Genomic DNA, 26,779 nt, shown 5'->3' on the forward strand with positions numbered 1-26,779 from the left:
TTTAAACTAGACCTAAATTATGAATGTCAACTTGTGCTTTTTGAAAGTCATCATGGCGACCTATATCAAGCCAATATTCATGGATTGGAAACTTGAGGACTTTTTGGCCGGACTGGTGTTTTTGTTCAAAAAGTGTCGGCATATCCAAATACTCATCCTTGCCTTTTAAAGACCGTACAACCTGATTTGAGATAACATAAATACCCGCATTGACAAAGTATCGATATGTAGGCTTTTCAACAATTGCAGAGATTAAATTGCCCTCTCCTTCAATTACACCAAAAGGCACCTTGATTTCATAGTCCCTAACGCACATGGTTGCATCTGCGTTATGTTCTTGATGAAAGTCTAGAACCTTTGAGAAATCAACATTAGTCAATATATCTCCATTAATCATAATTAATGGCTCTTCCGGTAAGTCATTCGGCAATAAAGACAATGCTCCTGCGGTGCCCAGCGGCTTATCCTCGTGAACGTATGTTATGTTGATGCCAAACTCTTTGCCATCTTTGAAGTAATTGGTTATTACCTCAGGTAAATAATGTGTAGAGATATAAAAATTGTAAAAGCCAAAAGACTTAAAATGCTTGATCAAAGTTTCAAGCATTGGTTTGTCACCTACTTTTAGCATTGGTTTTGGGCAGTTATCAGTAAGGGGTCTGAGCCTTGTACCAAACCCACCTGCCATGATAAAGATTGGGTTTTCACGCTTTTCAACTTCTAATGTTTCATAAAGCGTTTTTAGCCCTATAAGCTTGCCTGAACTATCAACCAGTGGGAGCGAAAGGATTTTTCGTTCTTGCATAATCGATTGATGTTCTGCAGAACTGAGAGAGTCTAATGCATAAATAGGCGTAGAGTTCATTACAACGCTAACAGGCTCAGACAACTCAACACCCGAAAGTATCCCACGACGAATATCGCCGTCTGTAACAACACCAGCTAACTTATCACACTCTAAAACAACAACTGCAACCCTGAGAGCTTCTTTGTCAATTACTTGCAGAGCCTCTCTGATAGTCGTATCTGGAGATATTACTACTTTTTTCCAATCTATTGTCATAATTTCCGCTGTTCTTTAATTGCTAGCCTTGACCCGAAAGCAACCACACCTTCTTGCAAGTCCGCTGTTACCGATGCGCCAACACCGACGATCGTGTTTTTACCTACCGTAATGTTATTGATTATATTAGCTCCGGTAGCTATGTGCACACCATCTTCTATATTAACTTGACCGCTCATTGTTACGCCGGGCGCAATATGACAATTAGCCCCAATTAGGCAATCATGATCAATAGATGCCGATGTATTGATTATAGTATTTTCTCTAACTGTCGAACCTATACAGATCACAGCATTTTGCATGACCTGAACACCTTCTTCTAACAGAGTATTTGGCGAGACTATTGCTGAATCAGCTACTACTGTAGCAAACTGATAACCTTGCTCTTTAAATCGTGTAAATATCGCTTTTCTCAGCACTTGATATGGCATAGCACCAATTGCATTCACCAGTTCAACCTGATCCGAGCTAAACTTATACACATCGTCATCAGAGGTATAATGCGTAAAGCCCCCTAAAGATTGAAGGCTTTGTGAAAGCTCAGGTGCTACTACAGCTAATATCTCCCGGCCTTGTTGTTGTATAATTTCAGCAAGGCCAGCAGCGTGCCCACCACCACCGATCAGAATAACAGGTTTATTACTCTTCAAATAACTCACCAACTTCATAATCTCGCGATGCGATTTTACCGAGCACATCCCAGTACTTTAGTGGAGACATACCATCGCCTGGACGCTTAACACTTACGTGCTCACTGGTAATTTCTTCTCCTTGCTTTAGAGAAGTCGCTACAACCAAGCTCTTGCGCACAACAGCTTTATTTTTTACCTCAGAAGGCCTTGGACCTTTTATCCCATCACCTAATACTTTTTCTGCGATTCTAATTCCATCAACCATCGCCTTAAGCTCTTGCGGGTCAAGTGATGCATTATGATCTGGACCAGGAAGCGATTTATCAGTTGTAAAGTGCTTTTCTATCAATACAGCACCTTTAGCCACTGCAGAAATTGGAACGACAATACCTTCGCTGTGATCTGAATAGCCTACGGCTAACTTGAATGCATCTCTCATCGTATCCATCGCGTTGAGATTGATATCTGCAAAAGGCGCTGGATACTCAGTTGTGCAATGCAGTAGCGTTACCTTTTCCTTTAATATAGCTTTACCGGCTTCAGAGTAGTATGCTTCAATCAAGCTATCAGGGGTTGGGTTTCCCTCTTTATTTAAGTAGCCGAAAGCAATCACAGATAGAACCTGTTCTATATCCGTTAACGTTGCCATTCCTGTAGAAACAATTAAGTCACAACCTGTTCGCGCATGCTCAAGTACGAGTGGGGCATTTGTGATCTCGCCTGACGGCAATTTCAAACGTGTAACACCTAAATCATTTACCAGAAAGTCTAAACTTTCTGAGTCAAATGCAGTAGAGAGGAATTCAATACCTAAACTATTGCAATATTTAACTAATTTATGATGTGTTTCATAGCTCAATTCTAAACGCTTTAGCATATTATACTGGGATTCTTGCTGCCCAGTATTTGCAACTTGGTAATCAGCTTGCTTCGCTGACTCTGTTACTAAATTTTTTGCTTTAAACGTTTGAAACTTGACAATATCCGCCCCGGCTTTATGAGCAGCATCTACGAGTTGGAATGCCAAATCATCGTTGCCATTATGGTTAACACCGGCCTCAGCTATAATGAGTGTCATAGTATCTCCTTTATTAAAACAAAGGCTTCTGCTGCTTCTGAGTTACACTGAACTCCCCTTACGTGCGCCAACGCTTCAAGGGCTTTTCTTGAACGAGGAAATGGAAAGTCATGAACTTCAGACTCAAACATCTCAAGTATATCCAGTTTGTCGCTTAATTGATTAGCAATATCGACATACACAGTTGGTTTAAAACCACCATCTTCCGGCTTCATACCAAAGTCTGTTTCTGACATCGTCTCGTATGCCAAAACTTTTTTGACAAATGGGTAACGGAACGATTTTGTTGCAGACATAACAGCATCAAAAACGATCTCATGATCACTATGTGCATCGTTTCTATAAACTGTAAAGACAATTTCTGGTTTTATCTCATTAACTACTTTACAAATAGGCCCTATGACCTCACCCTTAGGAAGTGTTTCCAGCATTGCTGCAGGAAGATTTAGCTCAAGAGTGGATTCAAAACCGTACTTTTCAGAAACGTCCTTAATTACCTTGCTTCTAGTTTGTATTTGCTCTTGAGAAAACCCAACTTCTTTAGTCATGCATGTAACAAGTAACCAGTGTACTTTATAACCCTGACTTATTAATTTGAGAATTGTTCCACCACAACCCAGCGTTTCATCATCCGCATGGGGAGCTACAACTAAAACTGTCTTCATAAAAAGTCTCCAACAGCAATATTATTCAATGCTAACCCACAGATAAAAATAGCTTCATCACCTGCGGTCTTAACCAACAGGCTAGTTTCAGTCTTGCCTAAGACTTTTCCAGGCTCAATATTTGTGGGGTACTTTTCTTCTGATACAGCACTGCTTTGAACTGTAAAATGCTGACCTTCATAAATAAATTCGGCACCTGGGTATGGTGATGCTAAAGCCCTTACTAAATTGTGAATAGATACTGCACTCATTCGAAAATCAATCAGGCCATCAACACGGCTTCTTTTTCTCCAATAAGTCGCTTTATCGTGATCTTGTTCGACGAATTGAGCTACTCCATTAACTAAGTCAGCACCCAATTTTGATAACTGTATTTGTGTCACATCTAGTATTTTTTTATACAAGCTCGTAGCGTTATCAATTGCCTCGATCGGCACGGGCACCTGGCTAACAATCGGCCCAGAGTCTGCACCTGCATCCATTTTAAAAAATGTCGACGCGGTTTCATCCAAACCTAATGCCAAGGCCCAAATAATAGGATGTCTACCTCTGTTGCTAGGCAGCTTAGCAGGGTGGAAGCCTATTACACCTTGTTTTGGTAATGACAACATACGTTCATTTAGTAAGTAGCTCCATCCTATACAAAATACGATATCAAGATCATATGCTGCTAGAAAATCAACTGACGCTTCTCTTTCTTTTGGATTTTCGAAGTGAACAGGTATACTATTTTCACTACATAAACCTGTTAGATCACAAAAGTCAGTATTTACTGCAGAGCGCTCTCTCGTAACAACTGCTGAGATATCTAAACCATCAATACCAATCAACGTTTCTAGTGCAACTCGACTTGAATCGACACATCCAATAAATCCAGCTTTCATTGAGCCTCTACTTAATATCGTAAAATGATTTGAAAACCAAATCGGTGAGATCTGCGTTCAAAATTGTGTCCAAGATCATTTCGGAGCTACCTCCGTCACCATAAGGGTTAGAAGATTTTAAGCATTTCGCTTTAAATGATTCACTCAATGCGCAATCTAATGCGGCTTTAATCGATTCTTGATCACCACCACAGTTAATTACAGTATCACCAGCGATGCGCCCCTTTTGACGATTACCAATATTGATCGTTGGCACCTTAAACGTTGGCACTTCAATCAAACCGCTTGATGAGTTTCCTACAACTAGATCGCAGTGTTTCAACGCGCTAAGGTATCTTAATTGACCTAGAGACTGCACCAGCGCTACACGCCCACTCATTTCTTTAGCAAACTTTTCTAATAGAGGTATCAGTGCACGGCCATGCGTATCTGCGTTAGGAAAGGTAATAATAAACTTGTGGCTTTGATACTGCCTCAGAGCAACTAAAAGAGCTTCTAGATCTTGGACTGCACCATCGCTGCTCAATGTAACTGGGTGGTATGTAACCACCATATAAGGAGAATTAGACACATCAAAATCAAGAGAGCTAGATAGCTCTTCACGAGAAAGTAAGTCTAAAGCTTTTATGTTATCAATTCCTGGGGCACCAACATTGTAAACACTACTTGGTTGTTCACCCAGCTGGATAACCCTCTGTTTATATTCTTCAGTAGCAGTAAAGTGTAAATGGGACATTTTAGTAATAGAGTGACGAACGGCCTCATCAATCAAACCTTCGGTCGTTTCACCACCATGAATATGTGCTATTGGGATCTGAGCAACCATAGCGGCTTGACATATCGCCATCGACTCAAATCGGTCTCCTAAAACCACCAATAGATCAGGCTTTGTTCTTTCCAGCGCATCTGCGGCACCTATTAAAGCCAGTCCCATAGACTTAGCTATCCCAACAGGAGTATCTGATGACAATAAAAACTCTAACTTTTCGCAAACCTGAAAATCATCTGCTTCTATTTGGTCGATTGTTTTTCCAAATTCAGGGGATAAGTGCATACCACCGACATAAAGTTGTAACTCTGCTTTAGGTGACAACTCTAAACCTTTGATAACCCAATATAGGAGACCATATTCGGCACGTGTCCCCGTAAAAACAGCTACTTTTCTCATAATGATTGAATCCCCAAAGGCGAGCTAGGTAAGTTAATTAAGCGAGACTCTATTTGCTCCGATATTGCCAGCTCACCTCTCAACGCATTTTTGAACATAGGTAATCTATGCATTAACTGCCAAATAGGCCTAGTCATTACGCCTGCCGCATTAGTCTCTTGCAACACAAGATCTCTTGATTCTTTATCAGGGCAAATAATCGCATTTAGCCAGTAGTTTGACTTGGCATATTCAGGTTCAGTAACAAATTCGAAGTCAGAGCTCTTGAAAAAGGATTGATACTGGCTGGCAAGCAGTCGCTTTTGGTCAATAAACATTTCCAGCTGCTCAAGTTGCGCACAACCTAAGGCTGCGTTTAAATTTGGCATCCGGTAGTTGAAGCCCGCTTCATCATGATAAAACTCGAAGGGATGTGGTACTTTTGCAGTTGTCGTAATATGTTTCGTTTTAGCACCTGAATCAGCTGATTTACACAAAACAACACCGCCGCCTCCAGTGGTAATTATTTTATTACCGTTGAAGCTAATCGCACCATAATCACCAAAAGTACCTGTATGGACCCCTTTATAATAGGACCCTAAACTTTCTGCTGCATCTTCTACAAGGGCAATATTCCACTTGCTGCATACAGCTTGCAACTCATCTAGCTCAACTGGGTGGCCAAATGTATGCATGGGTACAACTGCTTGAAAGCGCTGTTTTGTTTTCTTGTGCACAGCACCATTTTCAGATAAAACAGCGTGCTCTTGCAAGAACAGCTCAAGCGCTTTAGGACATAGCCCTAAACTCTTTTCAGAAACGTCTACGAACGCAGGCTCAGCTCCCATATGAAAGAGCGCATTGCACGTCGCTACGAATGTAAGCGCTTGAGTTATCACCAAATCACCAGCTCGTACACCCGCCATATGTAAGGCTGTATGCAGTGCAGCTGTGCCATTGACCGTTGCAACAGCTTTACCAGTACCTGTTATTTGTTCTATTTGGGTTTCGAACTGATCAACAAACTTCCCTACACTAGACACAAACGTACTGTCTATTGTTTGCGTAACATATCCTTTTTCGTTACCACAAAATGTTGGAGCATGCAGAGGTATAAACTCATTAGTTGCGTAAAGGTCACGCACAAAGTCATTGATATTTAATGGCGTCATGATGGCTCCAAATCACATTTTGCTGTCGAGGTATTTACCCGTTTCTTTATGTCCAAAATCAGGGATCATAGTAAAGAATAGCTTTACGATTTCCTCTTTGCTCCACTGCTTATCTGATTTATATTTGGCAATGGTATTTTCGAACAATTCTAAAAGCTCATTCTCGTAGAGTGCTTCGTTTTTGATAATACCTAGGTTTTCGAATCGTGCCATGTCCAGCACTTCTTTATCAGTGAAAAACTCTTCAAAGTCTTTCTCACCGGTTGTATCACTAGAAGTAAATAAACAAGGCCACTTGCCTTCTGCTGGGAGTGTTTTAGCAAGCTCCCGCGCTTCATTTTCGTCTTTACACAGATAAGGTTCATAGCCACGTTCATTGAGGTATTTAACGGCAATATCTGCAAAAGTGATCAGGTGCAACGACTCACTCAATTTAGGGAAGAAAATATCTCTATTTTCACCAAATATACAAGACATTAAACATAATTCACCGGACTCTTGAGGTACAACGAAATAACGTTTGATATCGCTCGGAGCCACGATGGGCTGTTTCTTTTCGATACGCTGATTAAATCCGTGTAATAAAGAGCCATCAGAAAATGCAACATTAGCAAAACGCGCAGTAGAAATGTCAATCTGTTCACTGCGACGCATCAGGAACATTTCCATAATACGTTTTGATGCACCCATCATATTAACTGGATTCGCTGCTTTATCTGTCGATACACAGAAGTATTTCTTTACACCTTTATCAATTGACTGTTGAATTGTCTTCTCTGTATTGAAAACATTTACGTCAATCATACGCATCAGAGTGAATGGGTCTTTCTCACTGCGTACATGCTTCAATGCAGATAGATTTAAAACGTAATCATATTCACCATCCGCTTTGATAAAGGCGTCATATTCAATTGAACCAATGTCTAGCGCAAAGGTTTGAAAGTCACCATCTATATAGCCAAATGAGCTACGGATATCACGGACTAGCTCCACCATGTTATTTTCACTAATATCAACAACATGGAGTTTCTTTGGATTTCTTTTAAATATTTCTTTGGTAACGGCTTGGCCAATTGAACCTGCACCACCTAACACCAAAAACCTAGATGTAGATACGGCTTCTTTTAGTTCTTTTTCAGCAGATAAGATATCTTGAGTAAATAGTGCATCTTTTCTGCCAATCAAATTGAGAATTTGTTTCATGCTGAGTCTCTTAAATTAACTTTTACTAACGTTTGGAAAGTCGTTTATCACGATGCTTTCTCACCCAAGTCGTGATTTTCCATACATGCATCAAAGCAAAGTTGTAAATTAAAAACAGCGACAAAAATATTGAAAACATTATCCACTCAGGTACACCTAAGACCTGCATCAAACATCCGGCAATGGCGATGACAATTGCTATTAGGGAAATATAGAGTAACGACCTTTTACGGCTGAATCCGATACGTTCAAATATATGATGCAGATGCTCTCTGTCTGGCTTAAATGGAGATTTACCCTTTTTCACCCGTCTGTACATAATTGCAACCATATCCATAAAAGGAACAGCTATTAGATACAAAGCTGTGACAGGTTTTAGAATTGCCTCTGCATCTCCTTTTGTATCAACACCAACAATAAGCAACCAAACAACAGTGAAGCCAATAAGCATACTGCCTGCGTCGCCCATAAATATTTTATGTACTGAGCGAGAGGGCCAACGCAAATTGTACATGAGGAATGCCAAAATTGCGGCCATAAATACGGTTGGTAAAATAGCCCATTGGCTACCGGTGTAGTAATACAGGAAACCTAAGCAAGTAAATGAAACCAAGCTCAACATACCAGCAAGGCCGTCTATGCCATCTACCATATTAAATGCGTTGATCGCCCCAACAACAGCGATCACAGTAACAACCACACCAAACTTACCAAGGTATAGCTCAAATTCGTTACCTAGAATATAGCCGAAGCTATCAATGTACAGGCCCGATTGAGAGATCAAGAACAGTGCTGCGATAATTTGGATAAGGATGCGTGACTTTACCGATAACTCAAATCTATCATCTAACACCCCTACAATGAGTATTGCAGTACTTGATATAACATACACGATTAAGAGATCATCTCTAAAAAACAGTAATGAAGAGAGCAATATGGCTATATAGATTGCGATCCCTCCAACTAAAGGGATTTCTCCTTTATGTTGCTTACGCGCACAAGGCGAATCCACTAGTCCATATTTAATAGACAATGGATACACCAAGTAAACGGCTAAAACGCAAGCAACGAAAGATGTTATAAAAGGTAAAAAATAAACCATCTAAGACTTCACTCAGTTTAATTAGTAAGGGCCAGTAACCCTTTACCTAACCCTTTTGACCATTTCTAAATAAGCCAATTAGAATTATTACAATGCCAACAATAAATCCAAATACAGTACCAGCGACACAGATTACAGCGCGCTTAGGAGAGTGTTTCAACTCAGGTACAATCGCAGGATCTATTGTTTTAAACACATATTCGGCGCGAGATTCGGAGAACATAATAGTCTTAACCTGCTCTTCAATTAAGCCAAATAAAACCGTTTTAAGCTCAGCGATATCGTTCTTTGAAAGCTGCTCTTCTAAGAACTTTATACTTTTCTCAGCTTCAACAACATCCATAGTTTTAATAGTTTGATTAATTTCCATTACAAGAAGCTCGACCCAACGCTGTGCTATTTCTGGCGACTGATGGTCAATACTGATTGTTACATAACCAGTATCTTTAGCTTCATTAACTTCAAAGACCTTCTTAAATTCTATATATGCTTCTTGACGAGAAGGCTTAGCTGTCTTTGGTGGTTCGACATCCCTTACCCAAGTTTTACTATCAACATCGTATAACTCTTCGTCATAAACAATTTCATTTTTCCCCTGATTCCACTCTTTTACAGCCATTAGATCTGGCAGTAAATCGTGTTTTTCAATAAAACTTTTAATGAATTGTCTCGACTTTAAAACTTCTAATGCAAGCGTTGTTTTATCATCGCCGCCACCTAAAGAAATCCCGGTCAGGCCAGCTATCCCACCTAGTTGACCCGCTAACCCACCAAGATTCGAGCTTTTTGACTCATGTGCAGGAGAAAGCAGCACTTCTGATTTATATATATTTGGCAAAGACAAAGACAACGCGATAGACAAAATTGCAAAAATCGATGTTATGCCAAACAAAAACCACTTTCTAGAGGCTACGACCGTAAACAGCTCAGAAACATCAACTTCATCTTTTTCGAGTCTAGATTGATAACCGTCTTCAGTATTTAATTTAGATGTTTCCATTGAATCTCTTAATCCTACTCTCTAACCACTGCACATTTAAAAAACTATAAAATGAATACACTTTAATGCCTATATTCTCGCAATAGCAGCGACACCAACACCTAACTGATAAAAGATCTGTGTTGCTGTGCTCCACAGCGTTAGGTTATCCATATGAGAGGCATCCATTGGAACAACAATCGTATCTCCAGGACCTAATTCATGTTCATTACTGACTGCAAACCAACTTGACGAATTAGGAATAAATACAGCCCCATTTGCTTTAATGACATAAATTTGGTCTTCTTTCGCTCTGTCTTTTACACCACCGCTCAGCTCAAGGTATTGATCAATCGTTACACCTGATTTAAATAAGTGAGATGAAGCATAGTTAACTTCGCCAATAATAGAAATAGAATCTTGCTTTCCTGGAACATATAAAGCGTCACCGTCTTGTAAAACAACAGAATCTTTATTGTCCAGTATATTTGGTAAATCAATTACTAAGCGGCCAACAGCTTTTACACTTGCTAGATCTTTCAAAAGCATATTCATTTCGTCATAGCTGATACTATTGTTCATACCAATTGAATTCTGGAAGCTTTTAGAAGCAATATCTTTTCTTAGCTCATCGGACAGTTTTGCCAATTGAAGCTGCTCTTGTTCTTTGATTGATTCTCGTGTGAACACGGCCGCTTTTGGCTCTGCATATTCAGACAGTCCACCTGCGCGCTTGATAACATCTTGCAACGTCTCACCACGACTCACTGTATAAGTTCCAGGGAAACGAACTTCACCCTCTACTGTTACCTTATAACCATTTAGCCAGTTTGGTTGCATGAGAATGTTTAGCGTGTCTCTGCTTTGCAGTTTCATATCAAGCGCTTCCAATTCATCAATATTGACTTGAATATGTTTAAACTGCTGATCGTTTTGGTTGATAAAACGAGTAAGTTCAGCTCGCTGAGCATAAGCTGACTCTAATACACCACCTGCAGCATCAATGGCTTTACCAACAGTAGCGTTCTTTGCAAGTGGGTATACACCAGGAAAACGTACCTGACCTATTACTTCTATTGTTGCAGACTTATCAGACGACGAAGCTTGAAACTCAAGTCGTTTTAACAGCGGTTTTAGTAATTCTGTACGACTGAAAGTAGCATATTGTCCATCTTGAGGTTCTAAATCAACCTCTAGTAATTCGGCTTTTTCTAACTCAATTTGTACAACATCATCAAATGTTTGCACTTTGTTTTTGAACTCTTGATACTCAAATAAATGCCACAACTTAACTTTCTGCTGCTGAATTTTTTGCTCTTCAGTTAACGCTAAATTTGCCAGTGCTTGTTCTTCTGTCTCTCTCAATTCAAAGCGACTAAAGATATAAATCTCATCATTTTTTTGTAATGGCATATTTTTGCTTTTTAGAGCTTCAGCTAAAGAGAATTGAATAACTTCTACATCACCTAAAATTGATTTTTCACGAACCACAAGCGCATAGCTATAATCAGCTTGAGGTAATAAGTCTGATTTTAAGTTGCTTAACAGCTGGTCTACAGTCATTCCTGACTGCCACTCATATAAACCAGGCCTTACTACTGCACCGATTAAAGTGACAGAGTCAACCACTTCATCGTTAACACTTTGTACCACATAGTGGTCACCACCTTGCGGGGCGAATTCACTATCTTCTGACGAAAAATCTGCAGATACAGCAAGGTTTTTAGTGCCATTAAAAACGCGGCGAACTTGAACACGTTTAGTAAAGGCATTCTCTTTAAATCCACCAAACATTTTAACCAGTGAATCTTTGTCATCCTTTGCTGTCAGCTCAAAAATACCTTCACGTTTTACTGCACCTTCTACTGAAACTTGAGGTCCTACAGAAGGAATAAATACAACATCACCAGAACGTAAACTTACATCACCGCTAGTATCACCATTCAAAAGTAAGTCGTATAGATCTAAGGTCGCTACAGTCTTTCCTGCACGTTTGACTTGAATATTACGCAAGCTTGCGATTTCTGTCAGTCCGCCGCTAACATATAAAGCATGAGTAACCGTAGATAAAGGAGATACAGTATAGCTTCCCGGTTTGTACGCTTCACCGACCACCATGACACGCATTGAACGTAATTCAGCCATCGAAACAAACACATTTAAGCCAATCGCTTCTTTTGCAATTTTATTTGCAATTAACTTTTTTAATTCATCATATGTAAGACCAGCAACTTGCACTGGTGAAAAGTCAGGAATAGTCAATCGACCTTCGTTGTCTACAAATAAAGTGTGCGTGGTGCTTTCTTTACCATACAAGTTTACGCTTACAGAATCACCATGGCCAATGATGTAGTCAGATGGTACAGATGCGATTTCAGTAGGTGCAAAAGAAGTGGGCTCGCCTGAGAATAGTTCATAACCAAAAGGTGTCAAAGGCTCTTCAGTTGGGTCAAATTCATCTTTTTGCTTTTCGGCGTCACCCTCTTCACCATTACGAGGTCTAATACTAGATTTGAAACTGTCTGAATCTTTGTTCTTATCTGTTGAATTACTGAGGCTAGACATATCAAAGCCATACTGACGTGCAAGTGCTTCTTGTTGCGCTTTAGGTAACTTTGAAAATTGTTCGATTTGCTCTGGTGTAGGCGTAAAAGCCACAGAAATAGCACTAAAACTTAGCAAAACAAAAACTAATATTCGTTTAAGAATCATCTGATTTATACACCTTGAAGCACATCAAAAATTTAAGACTGCGCATTTTACACGAGATCAAACCAATAAAAAAAGGGCCAAAGCCCTTTTTTTTGTCATATCTTTGTTACTAAACGTACCACCACGTTAAAAACTGTAAACCAGAGTCAACGATGTTTCTGTATCAGTTTTCTCTTTATCATCGTCAACCTCTGAATTATTGGTGATTTTATAGGCTACTTTCATTTGTAAAGAACCATTAACTTTTGCTAGCAATGCAGTTTCTGACTCTGTCTTCGTATTCGTATCACCATATTCTATTGCCACCACTTGGGTAAACTTTGCGTTGTCAGACAGTGTCCACTCGTAGTCAAGTTTAGCAACACCAATCGCTTCACTCTCAGTTTCTCCTGCCAAAGATTTCCCATCTTTCATTTCTGTACTGTCTTCTTGATATTCAAAACGCTTTATACCTGGCCCAATTTCAAAATCGAGGTACATATCGCTGCGCTTTACAAGCCTTAACCCGTAACCGACCGAAAATACTGTTTCGCTACGATAGGCGCCAAAATAATCAGAGTCATACGCACCGTAGATAAACAAATGACTGTGATCTTCAACTAGCTTGTAATTTCCTTGCACTGATAAAGAGTACTTTTCGTTGGTGCGCTCTTTTATTCTTTCGCCATCTTCATTTTCTATTTCATCTTCTTTGAAAATGCCGTCGACCTTATATTCGTTGCGCCAATTGTCTAAGTGGTGTTTCGCTTTGATTTCACCCTTTAGTGTCGTTGTTTCCGTATTACCGCTAGTTACGATAGCACCTACTTCACTCGTTATATCCCACTCTTTCTCTTCAATAGGCGTACTATCAGAGCTTGTTTCTTTGGCAGCTAACTGTGACGACATAGCGACTAATGCACACAGAGAGATCAGTTTTAATTTCATTCTAAAATCAACCTTATTTTCAGTTTTTTTGTAAGTGCACATCCATTTGCGGATACGGAATATTAATTTGCGCATCATCTAACGCATTTTTAATGTTTTCAAGCAAATCGAAATACGTTGGCCAGTAATCACTGGTGTTCACCCATGGTCGAACTGCAAAGTTTACGCTAGAGTCTCCCAACTCTAACACAGCCACGGTATAGCTTGGGTCATTTAAGATTCGAGATTCACTCGTCAAGATCCCCTCCAACACAGCTTTAACCTGCTTAAGGTCGGCATCATAACTAACCCCAATGACCAAATCGATACGCCTGGTCGACTCTCTGGAATAGTTTACTATCGCGCCAGACATGACAGAAGAATTGGGTATTATAATGACTTTATTGTCTGGCGTAACCAATTCTGTAGAAAAGATTTCAATCTTCCTAACACTGCCAGATTGCCCACCCGCATCAATATAGTCACCCGATTTAAAGGGTCTAAGAATAATGATGAGCACCCCAGAGGCAAAATTAGACAATGATCCCTGTAACGCCAAACCAACAGCCAACCCTGCCGCACCTAGAATAGCAATGAAAGAGGTGGTTTCCACCCCGACCTGTGACAATGCCATTAGTAATGTAGCGACAAAACCTAATGCGTAGACAATGTTAGACAAAAACACGCCAACCGCTTTATCTACTTTTCGATTGCAAATTGCCTTTTCAGTTAAGCTCGATAAAAAGCGTGTGACTCTGAGCCCTATAAAGAAAATGAGTAAGGCGAGCAGACCTTGGAGTATATAATGCGTAACCAAGTCTGAATTGTTATTGAACCAATCGAGTAATATATCCATAAAGTTTCCTGTTACTGAAATTTTTGTACAACCATTAACAACAGGTATAAATATTAGTCACAATGTGGAATTTTTCCCCAAACCGACTAAAATCTTCAAAAAAATTAAAAAAGGCTTTGCATTAAAAGAAAAGTTCTGTAATATGCGCGCCACACCCAAGAGGTGTTACACGAAACATTGTGGCGGCTGTAGCTCAGTTGGTAGAGCCCTGGATTGTGATTCCGGTTGTCGTGGGTTCGAGCCCCATCAGTCGCCCCATCTCCCTCTCTTTTATCGTGTAGTCTCAAAGAATTCAAAAACATACCTTAAACATACCTTAAACATACCTTAAACATACACACAAAATATCTTTTACACTCTACGACTTCGCATTGACATAGATACTGTGTTTGAGACCTGTATTTCTACTGTTGCCTCATGTAAACCCGCTCGCTTCTTTAATAAATCTCTACAACAAAGCTTCTCACAGCGTTTTTAGTACATGCTTTAGATTATTTGGTCCTTAAAGAAATCGTCTCATTAGCGAGCTTGCGGACAGTCCTAGCACCTCCACTGCGAATATGAAATATGATTGTACCCGCTTCCTAAGCTTCGATGGGGAATCTAAAACAAAAAATGCCACCTAAAGTTAGGTGGCATTACACACGGGATTATTTCTACTTATAAATAGAAATTCTGTTTACTTATTTCCAGCTTCTCATCTTATGACCTTTCAAAGCATAGAATAGTATAAATATATAACTTGGGATCATCAGGCTATATGCACCTTGTGCACCTAAACCTGCCACATTCCCTAAACCAATCAATAGTGGACCTAAAGCACCACCGGCAATACCCATGATCAATAAGCCTGAGGCTGTACCAGTTAATCGCCCAAGGCCATCTAAAGCCAAAGGCCAAATTGCTGGCCATACCATGGCGTTAGCAAAACCAAGTAATGCGATACACAATAGCGGATCTGGCAGCTGAGGTCCACCAAAAGGCACTAACAATAGGTTAGAAATTGCAAAAGAGTTGTTGTCGCCCATTACAACAGCCAATACGGTAATAATACCTGCTATGCCAGACATGACTAACGCACTTTGCTGAGACATAAAACGCGGTATCAATACAATACCGATAGCATAGCCTAGCAACATACAACCCATCGTATAGGATGTCATAATTGAATAATCAGCAATTCCTAAATGTAACGCGTAAGAGCCTATTGTATCTGCTGCAATCACTTCAACAGCAACATAAAGGGCAATACCTACAACACCCAGTACAAGATGAGGATGCTGAAGCGCTTCTCTTAATTCACCTTTAGATGTTTTACTCTCTTCTTCGAAAACCAAATCTGGTAATGGCGCAAATTTCGCGAATAGCGCAAACAAGAATATCAAGCCTGCAATCGCCAAGTATGGTGCAATCAGGCTGTTTGCCATCGCGTCTTTCTGTTCTTGAGATAAACTTTCACCACCATTTACTACACCGCTAACCACAACAGCTGCGAATACAATTGGGACAATCACACCAGCTGACTTATTTAATAAGCCCATAATACATACGCGCACAGCTGCTGATTTTTCAGATCCCATTTTTACCACATATGGATTCACTGCAGTTTGTAGCACAGTTTGACCAACACCGATCAATAACTGCGCTAAAAGGAATACTTCAATCGCCTGCATTTTTGCAGCAGGAATATAAAGAAGCGCTGATAGGGCCATTATCACACAACCTACTGCCATGCCATTTTTATAACCCACCTTTTTAATCACCATTGCAGAAGGGATACCTGCAATTGTTACCGCAATATAAAATGACGATATAATAAATGACGCTTGTAAAGGTGATAACTCAAGCATTTGCTGTAAAAACGGTGTGATTGCACCATTTAGCCAGGTTATGCACCCCAATATAAAAAACATAGAACCAGCCAGCGTCATCGGCAACCAGACACTCTGCTTCGCTTTTTCATTCATATCCACTGTTGCTTCCATAATACTCTTCTTGTTGCAATAAAATCTTATGACAAGTTGTACTCACGACCCTTTAGCCACAAGCACACGATATGTGTTTTTGTTATACCCATGATTCATGGTTTATAGCCGCGCTGCTCAGCTGATGTTGAATACAAAAAACAACTAATGCAACAAAATGACAGCGCTGACATTTAACTTTACGTTAATTTTACACGTATTTCTAGTTAGAAATTATACTATTCTGGATTTAAAAAAGGGGCAAACGCCCCTACTTAATTCCAAAAGACCCAATTAAATTACTCTAAACCTGTAATTCGGCTGTATTTTTTACCAGCTAATGCTGTTCTCAAACGAATGTCAGATGGCTTTGAAACCGTCATCGGACCTGTATAAGTTTGCCACGTTTGTCCTGCATCTTGGCTCACTTCTATGGTCAAGAACGAAAACGCGCTATTTGCTAGTAACTTACCACCTTCAATCACCGCTCCTGGGACTGGTAAATTCACATTGACACCTGACGCAACGAGTTTATCTAACTCTTTAAGTGCCAGTGTCGCTGAAAACTCTTGCCAATCTGCTGCACGCAATTTTTCATTTGGCAGCTCACCTTCCCAGCTAGCTTTATGCCAAGCTCGTTCAGCTACGGTAAGTAAGCGCGGAAATATCATCGCCATCACCTGCTCTTCCGTGCGGATTGTTTCTGTCCATACCTGCCCTTGCATACCTAAAATATTGTGCGGCTTTTCTAATTTAGGTAAAGGTCGGCCAACTAGCGCTTCAAGGTTGTCAATTGCTTCACCATTACGTGTGAAATCAGCATTGGCATATACATCATCAGGCATATAGCCGAATGCTTTCTTAGTATCGGTGTATCTTGCAGCCCAATAGTACCCACGCTCTTCAGGATGTGCCTCATACGGGTGATCGAAGTAAAGATGCGTACCATGAGATAGTACAACTTGATATCCATCATTGGCTAAACGATATGCCCTATCTGCCACACCCCATTCCCAGATGTTATCCCACACATTGGCAGTAAACACTTGATTTGGAAACTCATCACGCTTAAATGGATTCACTCTGTCATACATTAAGCCATCTTCCCACGCACCTGGTGCGATACCACGCTTGGCAAAGATCTTTGCGATGCGTTGCGTAAAATAGGGCTTTAAATCCGCAGGGCCAGCAATGCCGTTGTTAGCGTCTTTGAACAGTACATCACAAGCAGGTGACTGGGTCCAAGAGCCCGCGCCAACTTCATCACCACCAAAGTGTAAATTCTCCAGTCGGGTGCCTGCTTCACGATACATACCTTGCAATTCATAAGTCACTTTTTCTATGAATGCGTAAGTAGAATCCATACAGACATTGAATGAATTATCTGTGTAATTTTGAACAGTTAAGTACTCAGACTTATCGTCAGGATCGCTTAATAAGAAAGCACGCGCTTCAGCTTCTTTACCCTGCTCCATTAACGTGTGATATCTCGCTTCCATCGCAATAATAGCTGCTCGAGCGTGACCTGGTCCCTCTATCTCTGGAATTATGTCGATATGCCTCGCTTTAGCAAATTTGAGGAGTTCGACGAAATCTTCTCGCGATAAATAGCCGTTGCCTGATCCTGACTTAAATGGACCTGTGCCTAGTTGGGTTAGCAAACATTGACGCTCTTCTAAGTCAAAACAGCGATATCCGCCTATTTCTGACAACTCAGGTAAACCCGGGATCTCTAATCGCCAGCCTTCATCATCAGAAAAGTGCCAATGAAACTTATTGAGTTTATAACGTGCCATTTGCTCAACAAGTTTAAATAATGCGTCTTTGCCGTGGTAGTTTCGCGCATTATCATAATGCATACCTCGCCAGTCATATCTCGGCGTGTCTTCAATTTCAACGTTTGGTGCAGTTACCCCGCCGTTCGACTCTTTTGAGAGCAATGCCAACAGACTTTGTATGCCATAAAATACACCAGCATTATCAACACCGACAATCTCAATTTTATCGTCATCAATTTCTAGTTTGTAGCTCCCAGAACGACTTTCATAACGTCCCTGCTCTGATTCGACTTTCAAATAGATAGTTGGAGATTCACCAGCTGGAATGTGATCTGCTTTGGCATCTAATTTTAATCCAAATTCAGAAAGATCCTCTTGGAAAACATTCACTTCTGACTTCAGTCGGCCCGCAAACCTAATTTGCCACTGCCCGTTCAATTCAGCAACACCACGATTAAAGTCGACATTCTGAGGTTTAGGGATAATTCGCTTTAGTGCCGCTTCTCTATTTACTTTGACACTATGCTGATTGTGCTCATAACGCCAAGCTGCGTTAGCTATCGGAGAATAATCAAGCGGCTCATTATGTCTTTTTAGCTGATTATCACGCTCGATGGGGGCTACAAAAGCCTGCATGTCTTCAGTATCAGTATTAGCAAACACGACTGGTAGTGATTGACCCGAAACAATAAATGATCGAGGCATAAAATCCGTATAAGCGGCAATCCACGCGCCAGCCTCAAATTCGATCTTCAGCGAGCCATTTGCAGCTAACCCCGCAAATTCCGGTGTAGGGACAAAGCGGTGTAAGTCTCCATTGACATGTTCAATACGCAAACCTGCTGACGCCAAGGTCTTAATTTTTCTCACCGAATGCACATAAATCTGCCAATCGCTTTCACCTTTAGGTAGTGCGATTTTCGAGTTGTTTTTTAAAGAGATGGAGCCAATAAAACTGCCTGCACCACCATGAAAGTTATTTTCAACCGCGAAAGTGAGTTGCGTGTCTTTAGCAAAGGCATCAAGCTGTGATTGAGAAAGCATTGCGCTCGCCCCCCACGAGGACGTGATCAGGGTCGTCGCAAACATATGCGCCAGCATGTTTTTTCGTAGATTCATATTCGCTCCTAAAGGCTATTCCTTGAAACCACATTCTAGCAAAAGCTACTCGTCGCTGCCGCGCATACTGAATTATACGACTTTATGGTATAGCGTTACTGCAGACGATTGACGCGACTCAAGGGAATAATACTAACCAACTTATTGTTAGCTTTTCATCATATCGAAGAAAAAATGACAGCGCTATCAAATTTTATAAAAGCCCGTTTATTCCACAAAAAAACCCGCTCAAGATTTACTAGGAGCGGGCTTTTATTAACGTGTACTTAGTATTACCAGATCTTTACTCGTTCCTCTGGCTTTATGTACATACCGTCACCTTCTTTCACATCAAAGGCTTCATGAAACTGCGGCATATTAGATAAAATACCGATAACACGATATTCACTTGGCGAGTGAGAGTCTGTCATTAAGCGGTTTCTGAGCTCTTCGTCACGGTATTCTCTGCGCCAAATCTGCCCCCAGCCCATAAAGAATCGTTGTGAGCCGGTATACCCATCAATTTCAGGGGCCTCTTTGCCTTGCAAAGACAATTTATAGGCTTTATAGGCAACGGTTAAACCACCTAAATCACCAATGTTTTCACCGAGAGTCAGTTCACCATTAACATGGGCATCGTCGAAAGGCTTATAACCATTGAACTGATCAATGAGTTGTTTTCCGCGGGCCTCAAACTGAGATAAATCACTATCACTCCACCAGTTTCTTAAATTTCCATCGCCATCATACTTAGCGCCTTGGTCATCAAAGCCATGGCCTATTTCGTGTCCAATTACTGCGCCAATCGCACCATAATTTACGGCATCATCCGCTTCTAAGTTGAAAAATGGCGGTTGTAAAATAGCTGCAGGAAAAACGATTTCATTATTTACTGGGTTGTAATATGCATTCACTGTTTGCGGCGTCATGTACCACCTTGAACGATCTACAGGCTTGCCAACTTCATCGATCATTGCTTGATATGACCACTGGTTGTAACGAACATAGTTACCAACCAAGTCATCGGCATTAATTTCCAGTTTAGAGTAGTCACGCCACTTGTCTGGATAACCGATTTTCGGAGTAAATTTTTTGAGCTTCGCTTTTGCAGCAACTTTTGTCTCTGCACTCATCCAATCTAAGTCATCAATCGATTTATCAAAACCAAGGATCAAATTGTCAACCATTTCACGCATTCGAGCTTTGGCCTCTGGCGGAAAGTGCTCTTTGACATAAATTTTGCCGAGTAGCTCACCTAGCACATCATTGCTGGCATCTGCTGCTTTTTTCCACATCGGCGATTGTGCTTCCAAACCGCGTAAAGTCTTTCCATAAAAGTCAAAGTGTAAATCCACCAACTTGCGTTCAAGTAAATCTGCAAAATTACTTACAAAATGGAAAGTCAAATATGCGCGCCATACTTCAACGTCAGTGTTTTGAATGATGTTTGATAATTGGCTAAAATAGGAAGGTTGAGAGACAACCAACTCCTCAATTTTAATACCCAGTGCATCGAAATAATCCGCGACATCAAACCCAGCCATTTGTTGGTTTAGTTCACCGACTTTAAGTTTATTATATGTTTTTGATGCATCACGACTATCAACACGACTCCATTGCGCCTGTGCTATTTTCGTCTCAAGCTCTAATATCTGCTTAGCGGCTTGTTCAGACTGCTGCTCATTGTATCCAAACTCAAATAAAATATTGGTAATATAATTTTGATATGCCGCTTTTGTTTTACTGAATTTCTCAGATTCTGTCAGGTAAAAATCCCTATCAGGTAACCCTAAGCCAGCTTGGTACAGATACAAAGTGTTAATGGTAGAGTTTTTTGCATCGTTGTGAACATACCAAGAAAAAGGAGTCGTGCCACCTTGCAATTGCAATTTGGCAATCAGTGCGGGTAACTGAGACTTATTTTTTAAGGCTTTTATCGGTTCTAAGTATTCATCAAGCGCCGAAACACCTATTTCTTCTCGCGCGAGCTCATCTATATAACTTTTATAAAATGCGCCCAATTTGTATTCGTCGCTTCCCGGAGCAGCCGAAGGGTTGTTGGCAGCACTTTCTAAGATCACCTTGAGTGCAGCCTTTGATTTCTCATTTAGCTCAGTAAAAGATCCGTAATTTGATTTATCAGCAGGGATTTCAGTTCTTTCAAACCACTTACCATTCACATGCCTATAAAAATCATCTTGAGGACGAACGGATGAGTCTATATTTTCGAGCTCAATGCCCGAAATTAACGTTTGTTGCTGTACGATTTCTTGAGTTTGCTCTGTTTGTGGCTGCTCACTACAGCCAACAAGGCCCAGTGCCAAGGCCACACCAATTGCCGCGAATGTTTTACGCATATATGTCGGCTCCTTTTAAATCATATATGAATCATACCTTGCAGCAATACAGATTAAAATCCAAGGCACTTAATTCATTTGTAACTGCTTATTTTGACGTTGCCAAAGCATCAATAATGGCCACATTCGCTGATGGAAAATCAAGGGTTTTAAGCTGTTCAAAGTTGACCCATTGACTTGGTTGCCCTTCTAGCCCTGTGGCTTCACCAGAGAACGCTTTCACGACATGTACAACAAGACAGACTTGCTTATCACCATAATCATGCTCAATAGTAATTAAGTGCTCCGAGCGTTCAACTTGAATACCTATTTCCTCGGCGAGCTCTCTTGAAAGCGCCTGCTCAACACTTTCATTGTCTTCCACTTTTCCACCCGGAAACTCCCAGAGTCCACCTTGGTGTTGCTCATCACTTCGCTTACAGACAAAGTACTGTGCTTGTTTTTCAATCACACCAACTGCAACATTGACTACTTTTTTAGTCATCTTTTTACCCCATAAAAAAAGCGACCTTTAGGTCGCTTTTGTATTAATTTCAGTGTGCGCCTAGCTTAGTTTACCGCAACACTGTTTATATTTCTTACCTGAACCGCACGGACACGGCTCATTGCGGCCAACTTTAGGTTCCGCTCTCGCAGCAACCGCTGCGCCTTGCGGAGCCTCACCGCCGACTTTTTCAGCTTCTTCATGCTGATATTGTCTTGGCATTTGTTCGCTACGACGATGCTGCTCTTCAACTTTCTCAACATCTTCTTCGGCGCGCACCTGTACTTTGCTCAGTACACCAACCACATCAACTTTAAGCGTTTCAAGCATATTAGAGAACAGTTCAAATGACTCACGTTTATACTCTTGCTTAGGGTTTTTCTGTGCATAACCACGTAGGTGAATACCTTGACGCAGGTGATCCATTGCAGCCAAGTGATCCTTCCAATGTTGATCCAAGCTTTGTAGCATGACTGCTTTTTCAAAATGTCGCAGTACTTCAACACCAACTTGTTCTTCTTTTTGCTTGTATGCAGCTTCGGCCTCTTCGATGATACGCTCACGTAGTGACTCTTCATACAATTTGCTGTCTTCTTCAAGCCATTTACCAATTGGTAAGTCCAATAGTAGGTCGGCTTTTAAGCGCTCTTCTAAACCTGGGATATCCCACATTTCAGCCAAGCTTTGCGGTGGAATAAAGCGGTCAATCGTGCCATTGAGTACATCGCTACGGATAGCGTTCACTGTTTCTGAGATATCGCCTTCTTCCAGTAGCTCGTTACGCTGCTCATAAACAACTCGACGCTGATCGTTTGCTACATCATCGTACTCTAGTAACTGTTTACGAATATCAAAGTTACGCGCTTCCACTTTGCGTTGTGCGTTTTCTATTGCTCGGTTTACCCATGGGTGCTCAATTGCTTCGCCGCGTTGCATACCTAGTTTGCGCATCATTGTTGTCATACGCTCACCAGCAAAAATACGCATTAATGCATCATCCATAGACAGGTAAAAACGGCTTGAACCTGCATCCCCTTGGCGACCAGAACGACCACGTAGCTGATTATCAATACGTCGTGATTCATGGCGCTCGGTACCAATGATATGTAAACCACCGGCGTCTAGTACTTTATCGTGAAGCTCTTTCCATTTTGCTTTAGCCTCTGATATTTGCTCTTCACTTGGGTTGTCAATTTTTGCAATATCATTTTGCCAGTTACCACCTAGTACGATATCCGTACCACGGCCCGCCATGTTTGTAGCGATTGTAACATTCCCCGGTAAACCAGCATCAGCGATGATGTCAGCTTCTTGCGCATGGAACTTAGCATTAAGGACATTGTGCTCAATCTTTTCTTTACGTAAAAAGTGAGATAGATATTCAGAACTTTCAATTGAAATAGTACCAACAAGAACAGGCTGTCCTCGCTTTTGGCAGTCTCTAATATCGGCCAAAATTGCTTCAAACTTTTCTTCTTGAGTCAGGTAAACCAAGTCTGCACGATCATCACGTATCATCGGTTTATTGGTTGGGATAACTACAGTGTCTAAGCCGTAGATTGACTGAAATTCAAATGCTTCAGTATCTGCTGTACCCGTCATGCCCGATAGTTTGTCATATAGACGGAAGTAATTTTGGAATGTGATCGAAGCAAGAGTTTGGTTTTCATTTTGAATACGAACACCCTCTTTGGCTTCTACAGCTTGGTGTAGACCTTCTGACCAACGACGGCCTTCCATTGTACGGCCCGTGTGTTCATCAACAATAATAACTTCATTATCTTTAACCACATAGTCGACATCTTTTTGATATAACTTATGTGCACGTAGCGCCGCATAAATATGGCTTAATAACGTGATGTTACCTGCTGAATACAAAGAATCGTCTTCTTCAATCAAACTGTGCTTAATCAACAGTTCTTCTACTTTAACCTGACCACGCTCGGTTAAATGGGCCTGCTTTGATTTTTCATCAATAGTGTAATCACCATCGCCTTCAACGCCTTCTTCATCTTCTTTTTCTTGTTGAATAAGCTCAGGGACGATTTTGTTGATCTGGGTATAAAGTTCGGAGCTGTCTTCTGCCGGACCTGAAATGATCAGCGGTGTTCTTGCCTCATCAATTAAGATCGAGTCAACTTCATCCACAACCGCATAATGCAATGGGCGCTGTACACGTTCTTCAATGCTAAACGCCATGTTATCACGCAGATAATCGAAGCCAAACTCATTGTTTGTACCGTACGTGATATCAGCTGCATAAGCTTCTTTTTTCTGTGCAGGCATCATACCTGGAATATTACAGCCTACACTCAGGCCTAAAAACTCAAATAACGGGCGGTTATTTTCAGCATCACGCTTTGCCAGATAATCATTCACGGTGATCACGTGGACACCTTTACCTGTTAAACCATTAAGGTATGCAGGCAAGGTTGCTGTCAGTGTTTTACCTTCACCAGTACGCATCTCAGAAATACGGCCTTGATGCAAAACCATACCACCTATCATTTGCACGTCAAAGTGACGCATTTCAAAGACGCGTTTTGAGGCCTCACGAACAGTAGCGAATGCTTCAGGAAGTAATTCGTCTAAGCTGGTTCCTTGCTCAAATCTTTGTCTAAACTCTGCTGTTTTTGCTTTTAGTTGTTCATCAGATAGCTTGCTATACTGCTCTTCCAAAGCATTAACTAAAGCGACCGTTTTGCGTAAATTTTTGATCATCCGGTCGTTACGGCTACCAAAAATCTTGGTAAAAATTTTAGTTATCATGTTTAAACCATTTCAATCTTATGTTTGTAAGCCCGTGCATTCGCGTATTCCCAAAAGGCTTACTAAGTCCTGTTGGCGACAAAGTCGAATTTGTGCTGTGTGCCGAGTTAATTTTATACCCTATCATACCAGACTATGCGCATCTGCAAACCACCTAAGCGAAAACTGTTCCTATTTAATAACATGTCTATCGCAAGGGGGGTTCAGAATACACGTAATTACGCATATGGTCACTCTATAATATCCTTCGGATATGACGGTATTGTTTGTCATTTATGCAGATATGGGGATAGCTGCTCTAAACTTCAAGTCGAATATACAGAACAAGACTGCCCTATATTAGATATCGACATTTCGAATGCGACTAAGCATTACCCTAGCGTAAAATTAAGGTAAAATAGAACAGGTGGAAATATTGCAATGGCCTTTGCTAGGTGTAATGTTAAATAAGCGCAAACTATATACTATATAGAGGAGACGGTATGGCTAAAAATAGATTTGACCCTAAATCGCTCTCTGAGTTGGCACCTAAGTGGTCTAACAAATTATCCAACTATGTCGAAAAAGCGCAAGATATTGCAGCGTTACAAGCACCTTTGAATAAGGCATTGGGACCAATTCTGAGTAAAAAGTGTCGTGTTTCTAATTATAGTCAAGGTACTTTACACATCGAAGCAGCTTCCGCAACATTGGCTACTCGCCTTGGTTATCTCAAAATGGAAATCTTGTCGGAATTCAGACAATCAGGCTTTCATGATTGCAGCCAAGTGAAAATCACCGCCACCCCAGAAGCTCAACAACGGTTATCAAAACGTGTCGTCGAGTCTAAAAAGCCCGCCTCCCAACAACACCGTTTGAGTGAATCTACTGCGCAGCAACTCACAATGCTGGCCGACACAGCTCCTGCTGGGCTTAAAGAAAAACTTTTAAAATTGGCAAAACACGCCAACAAATAATTGCTGAAGCAATCTAAAAAAAATGACGCTTTCGCGTCATTTTTTTATGCTGTTGCTGTTTGTTGTCCAGCTTCCAAACCAGGTGCTGGCATGGTAACAGGCTCGTCAAAGCTAACCCACTCCCACGCTTGTTCATTTGCCATGACCTCGCGCAGTAGTTTATTGTTTAAACCGTGACCAGATTTATAACATGTCACTTTGCCTAAAATGTTGTGACCCGTCATAAACAAATCACCCACACAGTCTAATATTTTGTGCTTTACAAACTCATCTTTGTAACGCAGACCATTTGGGTTTAGCACTTTAAAGTCATCTAATACAACAGCGTTATCCATGCTCCCGCCAAGCGCTAGGTTATTGGCATGCATATACTCAATATCTTTCATAAAACCGAAAGTACGCGCTCGACTAATTTCTTGCGTGAAGCTTTGTGCAGTAATATCCAGACCAATGCGTTGACGACTTGCATTAATTGCAGGGTGATCAAATGCAATTTCAAAATCGATATGGAACCCGTCATACGGCTCGATTTCAGCCCATTTGTCACCGTCTTCAACACGTACAGTTTCTTTGATACGAATAAATCGTTTCGCTACATTTAACTCAGCAATACCGCCTTTTTGGATCAAATATATAAATGGTAATGCACTACCATCCATAATTGGTACTTCGGCACTGTCTAGTTCAACGATAAGATTATCGATACCTAAAGCTGCGACCGCCGCAATTAAATGCTCAGTCGTAGAAAGGCGAACACCATCTTTATTAGTTAAACAAGTACACAATTGCGTATCACCCACAGCTTCAGGAGTTGTCTCGAAATCGACAACAGGGTCTAGATCTACGCGACGAAATACAATACCAGTATTTGCGCTCGCAGGTCGGAGAGTGATCGTGACCTTTTCACCTTTGTGTAAACCTACACCTGTGGCTTTAACAACTTCTGCAATTGTACGTTGTTTAATCATATATTC

The 26,779-nt window shown here is 40.9% G+C and carries 20 protein-coding genes and 1 tRNA gene; 2 read left to right on the forward strand and 19 right to left on the reverse strand.

Translation table 11 applies throughout. From position 1 onward, the window contains the following. Position 1: 1 nt before the first annotated feature. From MHN81_RS04650 to MHN81_RS04710, 13 genes are all read right to left on the reverse strand, one after another. Positions 2-1,063, reverse strand: a complete 1,062-nt coding sequence (locus tag MHN81_RS04650) for a nucleotidyltransferase family protein (protein WP_239425137.1) — start codon at positions 1,061-1,063, stop codon at positions 2-4. Continuing rightward, positions 1,060-1,713 (reverse strand): NeuD/PglB/VioB family sugar acetyltransferase, encoded by a 654-nt coding sequence (locus tag MHN81_RS04655; RefSeq protein WP_239425138.1) that lies wholly within the window; start codon positions 1,711-1,713, stop codon positions 1,060-1,062. Before MHN81_RS04655 ends, MHN81_RS04650 begins: the two co-directional genes overlap by 4 nt. Continuing rightward, entirely contained in the window at positions 1,703-2,773 is a 1,071-nt protein-coding gene (gene neuB, locus MHN81_RS04660) for an N-acetylneuraminate synthase (protein WP_239425139.1), read from the reverse strand. Before neuB ends, MHN81_RS04655 begins: the two co-directional genes overlap by 11 nt. Then, complete coding sequence (locus MHN81_RS04665; protein ID WP_239425140.1) at positions 2,770-3,438, reverse strand: PIG-L family deacetylase; 669 nt, start codon at positions 3,436-3,438, stop codon at positions 2,770-2,772. Before MHN81_RS04665 ends, neuB begins: the two co-directional genes overlap by 4 nt. Next, positions 3,435-4,322, reverse strand: a complete 888-nt coding sequence (locus tag MHN81_RS04670; protein WP_239425142.1) for a formyltransferase family protein — start codon at positions 4,320-4,322, stop codon at positions 3,435-3,437. The genes MHN81_RS04665 and MHN81_RS04670 overlap by 4 nt, the downstream gene beginning before the upstream one ends. A 7-nt stretch (positions 4,323-4,329) precedes the next feature. After that, complete coding sequence (gene neuC, locus MHN81_RS04675) at positions 4,330-5,490, reverse strand: UDP-N-acetylglucosamine 2-epimerase (protein ID WP_239425144.1); 1,161 nt, start codon at positions 5,488-5,490, stop codon at positions 4,330-4,332. After that, the gene (locus MHN81_RS04680) at positions 5,487-6,641 is read right to left on the reverse strand and encodes a LegC family aminotransferase (protein ID WP_239425146.1); all 1,155 of its coding nucleotides are present in this window, start codon (positions 6,639-6,641) and stop codon (positions 5,487-5,489) included. Before MHN81_RS04680 ends, neuC begins: the two co-directional genes overlap by 4 nt. Before the next feature lie 12 nt (positions 6,642-6,653). Further along, positions 6,654-7,844: a UDP-N-acetylglucosamine 4,6-dehydratase gene (locus tag MHN81_RS04685; RefSeq protein ID WP_239425148.1), complete on the reverse strand. Its 1,191-nt coding sequence runs from the start codon at positions 7,842-7,844 to the stop codon at positions 6,654-6,656. Positions 7,845-7,869: 25 nt separating this feature from the next. Then, the gene (wecA, locus tag MHN81_RS04690; RefSeq protein ID WP_239425149.1) at positions 7,870-8,946 is read right to left on the reverse strand and encodes a UDP-N-acetylglucosamine--undecaprenyl-phosphate N-acetylglucosaminephosphotransferase; all 1,077 of its coding nucleotides are present in this window, start codon (positions 8,944-8,946) and stop codon (positions 7,870-7,872) included. Positions 8,947-8,992: 46 nt separating this feature from the next. Further along, complete coding sequence (locus MHN81_RS04695) at positions 8,993-9,946, reverse strand: Wzz/FepE/Etk N-terminal domain-containing protein (protein ID WP_239425150.1); 954 nt, start codon at positions 9,944-9,946, stop codon at positions 8,993-8,995. Between the two features lie 69 nt (positions 9,947-10,015). Next, on the reverse strand, positions 10,016-12,637 hold the full coding sequence (locus tag MHN81_RS04700) for an SLBB domain-containing protein (protein WP_239425151.1): 2,622 nt from the start codon (positions 12,635-12,637) through the stop codon (positions 10,016-10,018). Between the two features lie 126 nt (positions 12,638-12,763). Beyond that, positions 12,764-13,564 (reverse strand): DUF481 domain-containing protein, encoded by an 801-nt coding sequence (locus MHN81_RS04705; protein ID WP_239425152.1) that lies wholly within the window; start codon positions 13,562-13,564, stop codon positions 12,764-12,766. Between the two features lie 19 nt (positions 13,565-13,583). Then, positions 13,584-14,399 carry a mechanosensitive ion channel domain-containing protein gene (locus tag MHN81_RS04710; RefSeq protein ID WP_239425153.1) on the reverse strand — a complete coding sequence of 272 codons (816 nt, stop codon included), beginning with the start codon at positions 14,397-14,399 and terminating at the stop codon, positions 13,584-13,586. Between the two features lie 182 nt (positions 14,400-14,581). Between MHN81_RS04710 and MHN81_RS04715 the strand changes: the two genes are divergently transcribed. Continuing rightward, a tRNA-His gene (locus MHN81_RS04715) sits at positions 14,582-14,657 on the forward strand. A 425-nt stretch (positions 14,658-15,082) separates the two neighbouring features. On the opposite strand, the gene MHN81_RS04720 is transcribed toward MHN81_RS04715, so the two are convergent. The 5 genes from MHN81_RS04720 to secA form a co-directional block, all read right to left on the reverse strand. Then, positions 15,083-16,384 carry an MFS transporter gene (locus MHN81_RS04720; protein WP_211011916.1) on the reverse strand — a complete coding sequence of 434 codons (1,302 nt, stop codon included), beginning with the start codon at positions 16,382-16,384 and terminating at the stop codon, positions 15,083-15,085. A 278-nt stretch (positions 16,385-16,662) separates the two neighbouring features. Beyond that, a complete protein-coding gene (locus MHN81_RS04725; RefSeq protein WP_239425192.1) occupies positions 16,663-19,230 on the reverse strand; it encodes a family 20 glycosylhydrolase in 2,568 nt (855 codons plus the stop codon). Between the two features lie 302 nt (positions 19,231-19,532). Beyond that, the gene (locus tag MHN81_RS04730; protein WP_023397331.1) at positions 19,533-21,596 is read right to left on the reverse strand and encodes a M13-type metalloendopeptidase; all 2,064 of its coding nucleotides are present in this window, start codon (positions 21,594-21,596) and stop codon (positions 19,533-19,535) included. 88 nt (positions 21,597-21,684) lie between these two features. Beyond that, the gene (mutT, locus tag MHN81_RS04735) at positions 21,685-22,080 is read right to left on the reverse strand and encodes an 8-oxo-dGTP diphosphatase MutT (RefSeq protein WP_239425154.1); all 396 of its coding nucleotides are present in this window, start codon (positions 22,078-22,080) and stop codon (positions 21,685-21,687) included. Between the two features lie 60 nt (positions 22,081-22,140). Then, positions 22,141-24,849, reverse strand: coding sequence for a preprotein translocase subunit SecA (gene secA / locus MHN81_RS04740; protein WP_023397329.1), 2,709 nt, complete (start codon positions 24,847-24,849; stop codon positions 22,141-22,143). A 482-nt stretch (positions 24,850-25,331) separates the two neighbouring features. On the opposite strand from secA, the gene MHN81_RS04745 reads away from it, so the two are divergent. Beyond that, the gene (locus MHN81_RS04745) at positions 25,332-25,805 is read left to right on the forward strand and encodes a DUF721 domain-containing protein (protein ID WP_239425155.1); all 474 of its coding nucleotides are present in this window, start codon (positions 25,332-25,334) and stop codon (positions 25,803-25,805) included. Positions 25,806-25,849: 44 nt separating this feature from the next. Here MHN81_RS04745 and lpxC read toward each other — a convergent pair whose 3' ends face one another. Further along, positions 25,850-26,773 (reverse strand): UDP-3-O-acyl-N-acetylglucosamine deacetylase, encoded by a 924-nt coding sequence (gene lpxC, locus MHN81_RS04750; RefSeq protein WP_023397195.1) that lies wholly within the window; start codon positions 26,771-26,773, stop codon positions 25,850-25,852. Between the last annotated feature and the right edge of the window lie 6 nt (positions 26,774-26,779).

This window comes from Pseudoalteromonas sp. Of7M-16, assembly GCF_022347805.1.
In the GTDB taxonomy this organism is placed as follows: domain Bacteria; phylum Pseudomonadota; class Gammaproteobacteria; order Enterobacterales; family Alteromonadaceae; genus Pseudoalteromonas; species Pseudoalteromonas luteoviolacea_F.